Annotated in this window: 10 protein-coding genes; 8 read left to right on the forward strand and 2 right to left on the reverse strand. The window is 67.3% G+C overall.

Going from position 1 to position 13,558, the window contains the following annotated elements:
- Window positions 1-12: 12 nt before the first annotated feature.
- The 3 genes from F8S13_13870 (at window position 13) to prmC (ending at window position 4,165) form a co-directional block, all read left to right on the forward strand.
- Window positions 13-2,613: a SpoVR family protein gene (locus tag F8S13_13870; protein KAB8142638.1), complete on the forward strand. Its 2,601-nt coding sequence runs from the start codon at window positions 13-15 to the stop codon at window positions 2,611-2,613.
- Between the two features lie 39 nt (window positions 2,614-2,652).
- Window positions 2,653-3,153 carry a hypothetical protein gene (locus tag F8S13_13875; GenBank protein KAB8142639.1) on the forward strand — a complete coding sequence of 167 codons (501 nt, stop codon included), beginning with the start codon at window positions 2,653-2,655 and terminating at the stop codon, window positions 3,151-3,153.
- A gap of 130 nt (window positions 3,154-3,283) precedes the next feature.
- Window positions 3,284-4,165, forward strand: coding sequence for a peptide chain release factor N(5)-glutamine methyltransferase (gene prmC, locus F8S13_13880; protein ID KAB8142640.1), 882 nt, complete (start codon window positions 3,284-3,286; stop codon window positions 4,163-4,165).
- 123 nt (window positions 4,166-4,288) lie between these two features.
- Here the strand turns inward: prmC and rpmB are convergent, their stop codons facing one another.
- Window positions 4,289-4,498, reverse strand: a complete 210-nt coding sequence (gene rpmB, locus F8S13_13885) for a 50S ribosomal protein L28 (GenBank protein ID KAB8142768.1) — start codon at window positions 4,496-4,498, stop codon at window positions 4,289-4,291.
- Between the two features lie 110 nt (window positions 4,499-4,608).
- Between rpmB and F8S13_13890 the strand changes: the two genes are divergently transcribed.
- The 5 genes from F8S13_13890 to recG all read left to right on the forward strand — a co-directional run bounded on the left by F8S13_13890 (window position 4,609) and on the right by recG (window position 11,401).
- Window positions 4,609-4,989 (forward strand): Asp23/Gls24 family envelope stress response protein, encoded by a 381-nt coding sequence (locus F8S13_13890; protein KAB8142641.1) that lies wholly within the window; start codon window positions 4,609-4,611, stop codon window positions 4,987-4,989.
- Window positions 4,986-6,671 (forward strand): DAK2 domain-containing protein, encoded by a 1,686-nt coding sequence (locus tag F8S13_13895; protein KAB8142642.1) that lies wholly within the window; start codon window positions 4,986-4,988, stop codon window positions 6,669-6,671. The genes F8S13_13890 and F8S13_13895 overlap by 4 nt, the downstream gene beginning before the upstream one ends.
- Window positions 6,672-6,809: 138 nt before the next feature.
- Window positions 6,810-7,682, forward strand: a complete 873-nt coding sequence (locus F8S13_13900) for a DegV family protein (GenBank protein ID KAB8142643.1) — start codon at window positions 6,810-6,812, stop codon at window positions 7,680-7,682.
- Between the two features lie 27 nt (window positions 7,683-7,709).
- On the forward strand, window positions 7,710-8,546 hold the full coding sequence (locus F8S13_13905; GenBank protein ID KAB8142644.1) for a DegV family protein: 837 nt from the start codon (window positions 7,710-7,712) through the stop codon (window positions 8,544-8,546).
- A 350-nt stretch (window positions 8,547-8,896) separates the two neighbouring features.
- Complete coding sequence (gene recG, locus F8S13_13910) at window positions 8,897-11,401, forward strand: ATP-dependent DNA helicase RecG (protein KAB8142645.1); 2,505 nt, start codon at window positions 8,897-8,899, stop codon at window positions 11,399-11,401.
- A gap of 621 nt (window positions 11,402-12,022) precedes the next feature.
- Here recG and F8S13_13915 read toward each other — a convergent pair.
- On the reverse strand, window positions 12,023-13,438 hold the full coding sequence (locus F8S13_13915; GenBank protein ID KAB8142646.1) for an ABC transporter substrate-binding protein: 1,416 nt from the start codon (window positions 13,436-13,438) through the stop codon (window positions 12,023-12,025).
- Window positions 13,439-13,558 lie beyond the last annotated feature (120 nt).

Here is a 13,558-nt window from a genome sequence, read left to right on the forward strand (position 1 = left end):
GCCCTCATAAATATGAAAAATACCCGCCTCCCCCCCGAACTCCAGGCCGCATGGGAAGAGATAGAAGGATACGCCAAGCACTACGGCCTTGACTTCTACCCGATCATCTTCGAGGTGCTCGACTACCGGACGCTCTACGAGACAGCAGCGCTCGGTGGCTTCCCCACGCGCTACCCCCACTGGCGGTTTGGCATGGACTTCGACCAGCTGATCAAGGGCCACGTGTGGCTGGGGTCGACGATCTACGAGATGGTGATCAACACCAGCCCTTCCTACGCCTACCTGCTGGAGGGCAACGAGCATGTGACGCAGAAGATGGTGATGGCGCACGTCACTGGCCACGTTGATTTTTTTAAGAACAACATGTGGTTTGCCCACACCAACCGCAAGATGCTGGATGAGATGGCCAACCACGCCTCGCGCGTCCAGCGCATCATCGACCGCTACGGCTACGATGTGGTCGAGGATTTCATCGACACTTGCCTCTCGCTGGAAAACCTGATCGACTACCACGCGCCCTACATCAAGCGCCACGAGTCGCAGTCCGAGCAGCCGATCATGGATGACGACGACCCCCAGGTGGCGCGCGGGCTGCGGGTGGATCGCGACTACATGAAGGGCTACATCAACCCGCCCGAGTTCCTAGCGGCCCAGCAGCGGCGCATGGATGAGGAGGAGGCGAAGTCGCGGCGCTTCCCCGAGAGCCCGCAGAAGGACATCCTGCTGTTCCTGATGACCTACGCGCCGCTGGAGCGCTGGCAGCACACCATCCTGGAGATCATCCGCGACGAGGCCTACTACTTCGCGCCCCAGGGCATGACCAAGATCCTGAACGAGGGCTGGGCCTGCCTCACCGCCAACGCGCGGATCTACACCCAGCGCGGCCTGCTGCCCATGCGCGAGGTGGTGGAGCAGCGCATGGACGCCACGGTGCACGACGGCGCGGCGCGCCAGCGCGTGTACGACTGGGCGCACCTGCCCGACCGCGAGACAGTGCGCATCCGCACGCGGCGCGGCTTTGTGCTGGATGGCTCGGCGACGCACCGTGTGCTGCTGGCCGATGGCGCGTGGCGGCGGCTGGATGCGCTGGCCGAGGGCGCGCGGCTGCGTGTGAGCGCTGGCCCCGACCTGTGGCCCGATGCGCCAGCCGAGCGCGGCGGGCGCTGGGCGGACCAGATCCAGCCGGTGGAGCCTGCGCCTGGTGCGCTGTGGCAGGCCGGGCCGCGCGGCGGTGTGGCGGTGTCCGCGCCTGCGACGCGCGGGGTGCGCGCTCCAGCGCATGTGGATGCGCCATTTGCCGCGCTGCTGGGAACGCTGGCCGCTGCCGGGCAGATCGATGCGGCCAGCGGTGTGGTGACGGCCTCGTTTGATACGCTGGTGCAGGCGCGGCGCTTCGCGGCCCTGGCCAGCGCCGCGCTGGGGCTGGATGCCGAGCTGGCCCAGCGCGGCGACCTGTGGCTGGCCGCCCTGGCCGGGCGCGGCCTGCTGCCGCTGCTGGCCCACCTGGGCCTTACGGCGTACACCGCCGGGCGCGGCCACATCCCCGAGGCCATCCTGCGCTCGCCAAGGGCGGTGGCGGCGGCCTTCCTGCGCGGCCTGGCCGATGGGCTGGGGCGCGTGGGCGCGGGCCTGCTGGCGCTGGAGGGCCTGGGCGAAACGGCCAGCATGCACGCCCAGCTGCTGCTGCTGAACTTCGGCATCCTTTCCACCCGCACGCAGGGCGAGGGCCAGCGGTGGCGCTGCGAGCTTGCGGGTGCGTCGGCGCGGCTTTTTGCCCAGCAGATCGGCTGCAGCGATGCGGGGCGGCAGGCCCTGCTGCTGAGCGGCGCGGCGGATGCCGAGGACTGGACCGATGAGGTGGTGGAGATCAGCCGGGGCCGCGCCGATGTGTACGACATCTCGGTGACGCAGACGCACGCCTACGCGGCGCAGGGCCTGATCAACCACAACAGCTTCTGGCACTCGGAGATCATGACCAAGAAGGCCCTGCGCGACGACGAGGTGATCAGCTTCGCCGACCTGCACTCGGGCGTGGTTGCCACTAGCCAGCAGCGGCTTAACCCCTACAAGCTGGGGCTAGAGCTGCTGCGCGATGTGGAGGAGCGCTGGAACAAGGGTCGCTTCGGCAAGGAGTATGAGGAGTGTGAGGATATCGCTGCCAAGAAGCAGTGGGATAAGAACCTGGGGATCGGGCGGCAGAAGCTGTTCGATATCCGGCGCTTCTACAACGACGTGACCTTCATTGACGAGTTCCTGACCCCCGAGTTCTGCCTTGAGCACAAGCTGTTCAGCTTCCGCTATAACCGCGACACGGATGTGTACGAGATCGCGTCGCGCGAGTTTAAAGAGGTGAAGGAGAAGCTGCTCTTTCGCCTAACAAACTTCGGCCAGCCGTTTATCTATGTTGAGGATGGCAACTACAACAACCGCGGCGAGATCTACCTGCGCCACCGCCACGAGGGGGTGGATCTGAAGATGGACTATGCCCGCGAGACCATGCGCAACATCCACAAGATCTGGACCCGCCCCGTGCACCTTGAGTCGCTGATCGAGGACAAGCGCCGCCTGATATCGTTCGACGGGCGCGACTACACCGAGCGCAAGCTCGACTAGGCCCAGCTGGCTGCTGGCCACACTCCATGGAGGTATGGCATGACTCTGGGAAAACTGCTGCGCGATGAGCTGAAGCAGCGCTTTGATGCTGATATGCAGTATGGCAACGTCATCACAGTGGAGAACGAGCGCGGCCAGGCCACTATCCGCCTGACCGACTTCGACCGCTACAGCGCCACCATGCGCGCCCTGACGGTGGCCTGCGGCCCCGACACCGGCGAGGACGCCCGCGCCTTCCTGAGCGCCAAGGCGGCCTCGATCGCCCGCGCCCTGAGCTACCTAGAAGAGCCGCTGGCGGTGTGGGAGCTGGATGGCGGGGCACAATTGGCCCAGCTGCGCTCCTCGCCGCCGCTGCGCGAGGGAGATGACATAAGCTACTGGGAGATCGAGCTGCAGGCTGGCGCGCAGCCCAGCGCCACGCTGGCGCGCTACCGCTGGTCGCCTGGCATGCCCGAGCGCGAGTCGCTGGTGTACCCGGCCACCTACGCCACGCTGGCGCGGATCACCGACAGCCTAGTGGAGGCGCTAACCGAGGCGTAGCTCTTGTTGTGTTGTCTGGCGCGGGCGGGCAGGGCAGGGTGCCCTGCCCGCCCGCGCTGTGTGTTGCGCTATACTAGGCCGATGAGCGCGGCGCGTTGGCGTGCCGCCATACCCGAGAGATGCGCAGACCATGGTGAAGAGAGCGAACCCCCAGCCGCTGGCCCAGCTGCTGGCCTGGGCCGCCGCCGAGCTTGGCTCGGCCAGCCCCACCCCCCGGCTCGATGCCGAGCTGCTGATGGCCGAGGCCCTGGGCGGCTGGAGCCGCGCCCGCGTGCTGGCCGAGGCCCAGCACACCCCCACCCCCCAGCAGCAGGCCGCATTCGAGCGCATGGTGCAGCGGCGCGCGCAGCTGGAGCCGGTGGCCTATATCATCGGGCGGCGCGAGTTCTACGGGCTAGATTTCGAGGTGACGCCCGACACCCTGGTGCCGCGCCCCGAGACCGAGCTGCTGGTGGAGCTGGCCCTGGCGGCGGCGCGGCGCATGGTGCGCGACGGCGCTCGCCAGGTGGATGTGGCCGATATCGGTACGGGCACGGGCTGCATCAGCGTGGCGGTGGCCGCCAACTGCACGGCGGCGCGGGTGCTGGCGGTGGATCTCTCGGCGGCGGCGCTGGCGGTGGCGGCGCGCAATGTGGCCCGCCACCGGCTGGGCGCCCAGGTGCGGCTGGCCCAGGGCGATCTGCTGGGGCCGCTGGGCCAGCCCGTGGATCTGCTGCTGAGCAACCCGCCCTACACCATCCTGGCCGATATCGACGAGAACGTGCGGCGGCACGAGCCGCACCTGGCGCTGGATGGCGGCCCCGACGGCCTCGACCTCTACCGCAGGCTGCTGGCCGACGCGCCCGCCCGGCTGGCCCCCGGCGGCGTGGTCATCCTAGAGATCGGCGACACCCAGGGCGCGGCGGTGGCCGCGCTGGCGCGGGCCGCCTTCCCAGGCGCGGCGGTCGAGGTCTACCGCGACCTTGCTGGGCTGGATCGAGTGGTGCTGGTAGATACGGGCGGCGGGCGGTGAAATTGCCTATTGCACCCGATCATACCATCCGCTATAATGACTACCGCTTTGCGGCCTGATCCTGCGATAAACAAACAGGCCAGATCCCGAAGGACCTGGCCTGTGCTTTTTTTGTCAGCCGTACTAGCGAGCCTTGGTCATCGTCTTAAGGCACTTGGTGCAGAGCTTGACTCGCACCTGAGCGCCATCGGAGAGGGTAAGGGTCGCCTTCTGGACATTCGGCTTGAAGAGGCGATTGGTTTTGGGGGCGCGGCGGAACCAACCACCACCACCCTGGTGCTGGATGCTTCGACCAAAAACCGGCTTCTTGCCGCAGATCTCACAGGTAGCCATTGTAGAATAACCTCCTCGGCGTAGGCCGAGCAATTCAATGAGTTTTGCTTTCAGCACTAGTGTGGCAATATACCACATGGTTCCCTGATTGGCAAACACATGGAGCAGCTATGGAGCATGTGAATGTCGCTAATCAGCGGCAGCTGCCCGCAGGGAAGATCGAGGTAGCCCCGCGTGCTATCGCGACTATCGCTGCCGAGACAGTGGGTGCCGCCTATGGTGTGGTGGGCATGGCCCCGCGCAACCTGGCCGAGGGTGTGGCCCACGTGCTGCGCAGGCAGGATGCGCACAAGGGCGTCGATGTCCACGTGCGCGGCGACGCCATTATCATTGATCTGTATATTATTGTCGCCTATGGCACCCGTATCGCCGAGGTGGCGCGCAACGTGCGCGACACCGTGCACTACGCGGTCGAGCACGCCCTAGGTATGCCCGTGGCCGAGGTGAATGTTCGGATCCAGGGCCTTCAGATGCAGGATGACGCTACATGAGCAATTTAGTCGGGGGGCGGGGCCTGGCTGCCGACCACGCCGCGGCGTGGACTGGCGAGCAGCTGCTGGCGGCGTTTCGCGCCGGGGCGCGCTGGCTCGAACAGCACGCCGATATGATCAACGCGCTGAATGTGTTTCCGGTGCCAGATGGCGATACCGGCACCAACATGGCCCTGACCATGAATGGCGCGGTGCAGGATGTCGCGGCGGATGCGTCGTGCGCGGCGGTGGCCGATAGGGTGCGCTACTGGGCGATCATGCGCGGGCGCGGCAACTCGGGGATCATCCTCTCGCAGGTGCTGCGCGGCATGGCGCTGGGCCTGGCCGGCCACGAGACGATGGACGGCCAGGCCCTGGCCGACGCCCTGGCCCAGGCCAGCGCCACGGCCTACAAGGCGGTGATGAAGCCGATCGAGGGCACCATGCTCACCGTCATCCGCGAGGCCAGCGAGGCCGCGCGCGCCGCCGCCGCAGCAGCAGGCGCGACGGTGGCCGAGGTGCTGGCCGCCACCGTGCGCGGTGCCGAGGAGTCGGTGGAGCGCACGCCCACGCTGCTGAAGACCCTGCGCGACGCGGGCGTGGTCGACTCGGGCGGCAAGGGGCTGGCCATCCTGTTCGAGGGCATGCGCCGCTATGCCTACGGCGAGGCGCTGGACGCGGGGCACACCGCCGTGGCCGCCTCGGCTATGTCGTTCGAGGACATCCACGGCCCCGATGACTTTGGCTACTGCACCAACTTTATCGTGCGCGGCCAGGGCATCCCCTTCGACGAGTTCCGCGCCACCCTGGCCGCCATGGGCGAGTCGGCGGTGATCGTGGGCGACGAGGAGCTGGTGAAGGTCCACATCCACATGCTGCGCCCCGGCGAGGCCCTGAACTACGCCATCGGCTTCGGGGCGCTCACCGGCATCGAGATCACCAACATGGACATGCAGCGCGAGCAGCTGCACGCCGCCGCCCACACCGCCCCTGCCGCCGACAGCACGCCGCAGGGCAATGCCTCGCCCGAGGATGAGGCGCTGGGCCAGGTGGGCGTGGTGGCCGTGGTGCAGGGCGATGGCTTCGCCAAGATCTTCCGCAGCCTGCACGTGGGCCGCGTGATCTCGGAGCTGCAGCTGATGAACCCCAGCGCCGAGGATCTGCTGGCCGCGATCGACCAGCTGCCCCAGCAGCAGGTGGTCATCCTGCCCAACAACAGCAACGTGATCATGACCGCCCGCCAGGCCGCCGAGCTGAGCGCCAAGCAGGTGCATGTGGTGCCCACTCGCACCATCCCGCAGGGCATCGCCGCCATGTTCGGCTACAACTTCCAGGCCGACCTGGGCGAGAACGCCGAGGCCATGACCTCGGCCAGTACCGCTGTGATCACCGCCGAGGTGACGGTGGCCGTGCGCGACGCCACGGTGGAGGATATCGCCGTGCGCACCGGCCAGACCATCGGGCTGGTGGATGGCGACCTGGTGGTGGCCAGCGACACCGCCGAGCAGGCCATGGCCGAGCTGGCCCGCGCGCTCGACCTCGGCAACCGCGAGCTGGTGACGATATACTATGGCAAAGAGACGCCGCGCGATGCGGCGGAGGCGCTGTCACAATCGCTTCAGGAACAGTTCCCCGATCTGGCCTCGGTGGAGGTGCAGGAGGGCGGGCAGTCGCTGTATAACTACATTATCGCCGCCGAGTAGATCGGGCAACCCTGGCGAAACATAGCTCGGTGTCGCCGCGCAGATCGCACCGCCGCTGGCAGTGGCCAGCCGCCCCGCGATCCAGCTGGCCGCTGCCAGCACCTGGCGCGGCGACCGCGCGAATAGAAGGAGCCTACCATGGCAAAGATTAAAATTGTCACCGACAGCGCCTCGGATATACCGCTTGGCCTCGCGCACGAGCTCGGGATCGAGATCGTGCCGATCTATATCCACGTGGGCGATCAGACCTACCGCTCGGGCCTGGATATCACCAACGAGCCGTTCTACCAGCTGTTCCAGGACAGCAAGCAGCGCGTCTCCACATCCGCCCCGCCGCCGGTGGTGTTCGAGCAGATCTACCGCCGCCTGGCCGGCGACTACGACTACGTGTTCTCCATCCACACCTCGGCCCGCCTGAGCGGCACGCTGCACGCGGCCCAGCAGGCCAAGTCGCGGCTGCCCGCCTCGGCCACGCGCCTGGAGGTGCTGGATAGCAAGCTGGCATCCATGGCGCTGGGCCTGGTGGCCATCCACGCGGCCCGCGCCGTGCGCGACGGCATCGAGCCTGCGGCCTGCGCCCAGCTGATCAACCAGCTGATCCAGCACTGCCATATGGTGTTCTTCGTAGATACGATCGAGCACCTGGAGCACGGCGGTCGGCTGGCCATGGCCCAGTCGGTGCTCGGCTCGATGCAGCGCATCAAGCCGCTGATGCTGCTGGATGAGGGCGAGATCGTGCCCTACGAGCGCACCCGCACCCGCGCCAAGGCGATTGAGGGCCTCTACACCTTCGTCGAGGATTTCCCTAGGGTGGAGGAGGTGATCGCGATGTACGCCACCACGCCCGAGGACGTGGAGAAGTTCATGGAGAAGGTCGACCCGATCTTCCCGCGCGACCGCGTGCAGACCATGCAGTTCAGCCCCAGCATCGGGGCGCACCTTGGGCCGGGCGCGATGGGCGTGGCGGTGTTCGAGGGCATCGAGGGGATGATGGTCAAGCGCGAGTTCTAGCGCCGCGAGCGGCACGAGGGGGGAAGGGTGATCCACATCGTTGTTGATAGCGGGGCAGATCTGCCCGCCGATGTCGCCGCCGAGGCTGGCATCACGGTCATTCCGCTGCTGGTGAGCGTGGGCGGCGAGACGGTGCGCGACACCGACCTGCCGCGCCACCAGTTCTACGAGCGGCTGGTGTCCTCGTCGGCCATCCCGCAGACATCGTCGCCGCCGATCGGGCTGTTCGCCGACGCCTTCCGCAGCCTGACGGCCAACGGCGACGCGGTGCTATCGATCAGCCTCTCGGGGCGGCTCTCCTCCACCTACAGCGCGGCGCGCCAGGCCGCCCAGCTGGTGGATGGCGCGCAGATCGTATGCGTGGACAGCGGCACGGTGATCGCGCCGCTGGCCGAGCTGGCGCTGCTGGCGGCCCGCGCGGCCAGCCAGGGGGCCACTATGGATGATCTGGTGGCGCTGGTGCACCAGCGCCGCGCCCGCTCGGTGCTGCTGATCGGGCTGGACACACTGCGCTACCTGGAGAAAGGTGGGCGCATCGGGCCGCTGCGGGCCTTCCTGGGCACCATGCTCAGCGTGAAGCCCATTCTGGAGGTGCGCGAGGGCGAGGTGCTGCCGGTGGAGCAGGTGCGCACATCCAAGCGCATGCCGCCGCGCCTGATCGAGCTGGCCCGCGCGCGCGGCAGCTACGCCGCGCTAAGCGTGGTCTACACCACCGACCACGCCGCCGCCGCCGCCCTGGCCGATGCCTGCGCCGCCGCCGGGATGCTGCCCCGCGAGCAGATCGGCCTCATCCAGGCTGGCCCGGCGCTGGGCACCCACGTCGGCCCCGGCACGCTGGGCATCGGCGGCCTGCTGGTGGAGTAGGGGAACCGATTAACCACGACGGCGCGAAGGCACGAAGGGGAACAGAGAAGAGAAGGCGCGAGGGCGGGTGCTCTCGCGCTTGTTGTTGGCGCGTTTCTACGATAAATGACTGCGTTTCCCCAGACTATAATTTTCTAACGAAGGCGTAAACGGGAGCTGCTGGCCATAATTCCCACCGGAGCGAGCCAGCCACAATAATGGAATTGCCCCATTTTCCAATACTTGGAGCCTTGGTGGTAAAGAATCTTCGTGCCTTCGTGTCTTCGTGGTAAAAAGTGCTCTTCGAGGCGGCCAAGATTTGGTATGATAGAGCGAGACGCGCATATGTTCGGATTCTGTGGGTAGGACACATGGACGGGAAAGACGAGATCATCGCGCTGGGCAAGGCGCTGCGGCAGGAGCAGCTGGGCGGCTACGCCGACACCGCGCTAGGAGACGGCCTCGATCGCTACCTGGCGCAGTGGGGCGCGGGTGCCGAGGCCGCGCTGGCCAACGAGCCGGTGCAGCATGTGCTGGAGCTGCTGGGCGGCTACGCCGACTTCGACGTGGCCACACGGCGGGCCAGGGTGGATGTGGCGATCGACACGCTGCTGGGCATGTTCCGCCCGGCCCCCGCCGCGCCCGCCGCCCCCCGCCGCCCGGTGGCCGCCGTCAAGGCCGCGCCCGCGCGCAAGGCCCCGCTCACGCTCACCTCGCTGCTGGAGGAGGTGCCGGGCGTGGGCAAGCAGAACGCCGCCGCCTTCCGCAAGCTGGGCGTGCGCACCATCGAGGATCTGCTCTACCACTTCCCCAACCGCTACGACGACTTCTCCTCGCAGAAGCAGATCGCCGACCTAGAGATCGGCGCGACCGAGACGATCGTGGCCGAGGTGAGCGAGGTGCGCAGCTTCGGCACGCGCACCGGGCGCGGCGGGGTGGAGCTGCGGGTGGGCGACGATTCGGGCGACCTGAAGGTGACCTTCTTCGGCCAGCCCTGGCTGACCAAGCAGATCCACGAGGGCGACTGGCTGGTGCTGAGCGGCAAGGTGGACAGCTACATGGGCATGCGCCAGATGAACGCGCCCAAGTGGGAGCCGTACAGCGAGGACGAGCGCGTTCACACCGGGCGGCTGGTGCCGGTGCACCCGCTGACCAAGGGCCTGATCGAGCGCAACGCCCGCCGGATCATCAAGCAGGTGGTGGATGCCGCCGTGCCCCAGGTGCAGGAGCACCTGCCCGCCAGCGTGTGCGCCAGCGCCGGGCTGGTGCCCATCCAGCAGGCCCTGCAGCAGATGCACTTCCCCGACAGCAAGGAGCAGCTGGAGCAGGCGCGCACCCGGCTGGGCTTCGACGAGTTCCTCTACATCCAGCTGGGCGTGCTGCAGCGCAAGGTGCTGTGGCAGGGCGAGCGCGGCTACGCCATGCCGTTCAACCAGGATGTCCACGAGGATCTGCTGGCCAAGCTGCCCTTCGCCATGACGGGCGCGCAGGTGCGGGCGCTGGAGGCGATCTTCGCCGACATGGCCCGGCCTGTGCCGATGTCGCGGCTGCTGCAGGGCGATGTCGGCTCGGGCAAGACGGTGGTGGCGGCGGCGGCGGCGCTGCAGGCGGTGGCGGGCGGCTTCCAGGCCGCGATCATGGCCCCGACCGAGATCCTGGCCGAGCAGCACTACAAGGGCCTGCGCAAGATGCTGGCCGGGGTGCGCATCCCGCGCCAGAAAGAGGCGCTGGCCGAAGCCGCCACCCCAGCCGCCGTCGAGGGCGAGCTGTCGCTGGATGAGATGAAGCGCATCCTGGGCATCATGCCCGAGGACGATATGGGCGGCGAGGGCGTGCGGGTGGCGCTGCTGACGGGCAGCCTAGGTGCGAAGGATCGGCGCAAGGTGCTGGCGGCGATCGAGCACGGCGATGTGGACCTGATCATCGGCACGCACGCGCTGATCACCGAGAGCGTGCGCTACCACGCGCTGGGCCTGGCGATCGTGGATGAGCAGCACCGCTTCGGCGTGGAGCAGCGCCAGCGCCTGAAGGACAAGGGCTTCAACCCGCACCTGCTGGTGATGACGGCCACGCCCATCCCGCGCACGCTGACGCTCACCATCTTCGGCGACCTCGACACGGCGGTGCTGGATGAGCTGCCGCCGGGCCGCCAGGAGATCCGCACGCGCTGGGTGACGAGCGTGGAGCGCGACAAGGCCTACCGCCACATGCGCAAGGAGATCGCGGCGGGTCGCCAGGCCTATGTGGTCTGCCCGCTGGTGGAGGAGAGCGAGAAGGTCGACCTGCCATCCGCCGAGGAGATGTACGAGAAGCTGGCCAGCGAGATCTTCCCCGACCTGCGTGTCTGCCTCATCCACGGCAAGATGCTGCCCAGGGAGAAGGATCAGGTGATGATTGCCTTCCGCAACCACGAGTACGACATCATGGTGGCCACCGCCGTGATCGAGGTGGGCATCGATGTGCCGAACGCCACCACCATGCTGATCGAGGGGGCCGACCGCTTCGGGCTGGCCCAGCTGCACCAGTTTCGCGGGCGGGTGGGGCGCGGCGTGCACCAGAGCTTCTGCATCCTGGTGAGCGACCGCGAGAACGAGCAGACCAAGCAGCGCCTAGAGGCCATGGAGCAGACCACCGACGGCTTCAAGCTGGCCGAGATCGACCTGCAGCTGCGCGGCCCCGGCGAGTTCTTCGGCACGCGCCAGAGCGGCACGCCCGACCTGAAGGTGGCCCGCCTGGGCGACACGCGCCTGCTGGTGGCGGCCAACCGCGAGGCCCAGCGGCTGCTGGCCCTCGACCCCAAGCTGGAGCGTGAGGAGCACGCGCTGCTGAAGAAGAAGGTCGACCTGTTCTGGGCCGAGACTCTGAAGGCGGGCTAGGCCGCTCGGGATTCTTTACCACCAAGACTCCAAGACACCAAGGTCCAAAAGGGGGCGAATACCTCGAAGACGCGAAGGCACGAAGAGGATAACGTCCTCTCATGGGGTTGCTGCACCACCCTCCCCACCTGGCCCATGCGGCGAAGGTGCCGCTGGTGTTTTGATGGCCATATGCGCGAACACCAGCCGCCAGGAGACAGCATAGGAATACCCAAGATTGGCCTCCAGGGCCACTCCCCTGGCGGGGTTCCAAGGGCGCGTAGCCCTTGGCGCCGCCCGCATAGGGCATTCACCCACCAACCAAGACCCCGGTGTATCGCTGTTGAGAAACCTTTGAGAAACAAGCGTCAGGCCGACCAGATAATGCTGCACGCATTGCCTAGGGTCGGCCTGACGCGGAAACGCCGCCAAAAGTGATACCTGCTAAGATGTATAGCCCCTGCCCTGCCGTGGGCTGTATGCCTGCGGCAGCAAGGAACATTCTTTTTAACAGTGCGCCTCCTGAGCTATGCTCAAGAGGCGCACTGTTTAGGGATAATATGTGAGCTGTGCCGTTGAGCGGGCTTTCAGCCGTCTATGTTGGCAGGGATCTGGTATGGTGCTAAGAAAGCGTCCTTCGCGCTACTTCTTCAGCGCCGCCAGGTCGGCCAGCACCGGCTCCGCGCCCTTCTGCAGGTCGGCGGTCACGTCCTTCCAGACAGTGGCGGGATCCTCGTTGCCGGTGGTGATGCGCTCCAGGCCCTTGCCGATGATCTGGTCGCCGCCGGGGATGAACACGCGCGCGGCATCCTGGGCGTGGGTCTTGGGCAGCTGGTCGACCGCCACCTTGAAGTTGGGGCGCTTGGCGAAGAAATCCTGCATCGACTGGCTCTCCACGGCGCTCTTGCGCACCGGCATGTAGCCCGTGCTCTGCGACCAGGTGGTGGTGCCCTCGGTGCCGGTGGCGAAGGCCACGTACTTCATGGCCGCCTGCTGCTTCTCGCTGGGCGAGGAGGCAAGCACCGCGAAGCCCGAGCCGCCGGTGGGACAGCCGAAGGCCGACTCCTGGGGCAGGAATGCCGTGCCGACCTTGAAGCTGGCGTTCTTCTCGTAGCCCGCTAGGCCGCCGGTGGAGCCGATGGTGGCCGCCGACACACCGCCTAGGAAGTCCTTATCCTGATCCTTGGAGGTGATCGCCCAGGCGTTCGGGCCGTTCACCGAGTCGCGGTAGAGCTGGGCGGCGCGGATGCCGTTCGGCTCCTCCAGGGTGATGGTGAAGTCGGGCTTGGAGTAGGCCCCGCCGTGCTGCCAGATCACGCCCTGGAAGATCCAGGCCACGTAGCTGGCCGAGCCGGGGTGGTTGAAGGCGGCGCGAGTGATCGTGCTGCCGTCCTTCTTCACGATCTTGGGCGCCCACTCGATCAGCTCGGCCCAGGTGGCCGGGCCGCGGTCGGGCAGGCCAGCCTCGGCCCAGATGTCTTTGTTGTAGTAGAACAGCGGGGTGGAGCGGGCGAAGGGCACCCAGTAGTGCGCGCCCTCGCGCAGGCCCTCGTCCAGCAGCACCGGCTGGTAGTCGCTGAAGTCGATGCCCGCTCCCTTGGCTAGGTCGTCCAGCGGGGCGATGGCCTGGGCCAGGTAGAACTTGAACCACCACACGTCGGAGAGCAGCGTGAGGTCGGGCGTGGCCTTGGCCTGCAGGGCGGCGGTCAGCTTCTGGGCGGTCTCCTCGTAGGAGCCCTGGAACTGGTAGTTGACCTTCACGTCCTTCTGCGAGTCGTTGAACGCCTTGACCATGGCCTGCTCGGCCTCGCCCAGGTTGCCGCTGAACGAGCCCCAGTAGGTGATCTCCACCGTCGAGCCGGTCTGGCTCACTGCGGCGGGGGCTGTGGTGGCGGCGGCAGACCCGGCTGCGGGCTGGGCGGCGTCGGGGGCTGCGGTCGCGCCGGCGGCGGTGTTCGAACTGGTGGAGGCGGCGGTGCCGCAGGCGGCCAGCGCCATCGCGCCAGCGCCGCCCAGCATGCCACGGAGAAATACACGGCGGTTCATCTGCTTCGCCACAAGAGTCTCCTCGCTGTACTATTGCATCTGTATGGTCAGCCGCAGGGCGCGCGCAGGCTAGCCCGGGGTGTGGCCCCGGCCCTGGCCCGCGCACACGGCGGCGAGATCCCGTTGAGAAAG

It is taken from the genome of Chloroflexia bacterium SDU3-3, assembly GCA_009268125.1.
Lineage (GTDB): Bacteria > Chloroflexota > Chloroflexia > Chloroflexales > Roseiflexaceae > SDU3-3.

What these genes read in the sequence shown, in the direction of transcription:
- F8S13_13870 (KAB8142638.1), top strand. Translation starts at nt 13, where the DNA reads ATGAAAAATACCCGCCTCCCCCCCGAACTCCAGGCCGCATGGGAAGAG.
- F8S13_13875 (KAB8142639.1), top strand. Translation starts at nt 2,653, where the DNA reads ATGACTCTGGGAAAACTGCTGCGCGATGAGCTGAAGCAGCGCTTTGAT.
- prmC (KAB8142640.1), top strand. Translation starts at nt 3,284, where the DNA reads ATGGTGAAGAGAGCGAACCCCCAGCCGCTGGCCCAGCTGCTGGCCTGG.
- rpmB (KAB8142768.1), bottom strand. Translation starts at nt 4,498, where the DNA reads ATGGCTACCTGTGAGATCTGCGGCAAGAAGCCGGTTTTTGGTCGAAGC.
- F8S13_13890 (KAB8142641.1), top strand. Translation starts at nt 4,609, where the DNA reads ATGGAGCATGTGAATGTCGCTAATCAGCGGCAGCTGCCCGCAGGGAAG.
- F8S13_13895 (KAB8142642.1), top strand. Translation starts at nt 4,986, where the DNA reads ATGAGCAATTTAGTCGGGGGGCGGGGCCTGGCTGCCGACCACGCCGCG.
- F8S13_13900 (KAB8142643.1), top strand. Translation starts at nt 6,810, where the DNA reads ATGGCAAAGATTAAAATTGTCACCGACAGCGCCTCGGATATACCGCTT.
- recG (KAB8142645.1), top strand. Translation starts at nt 8,897, where the DNA reads ATGGACGGGAAAGACGAGATCATCGCGCTGGGCAAGGCGCTGCGGCAG.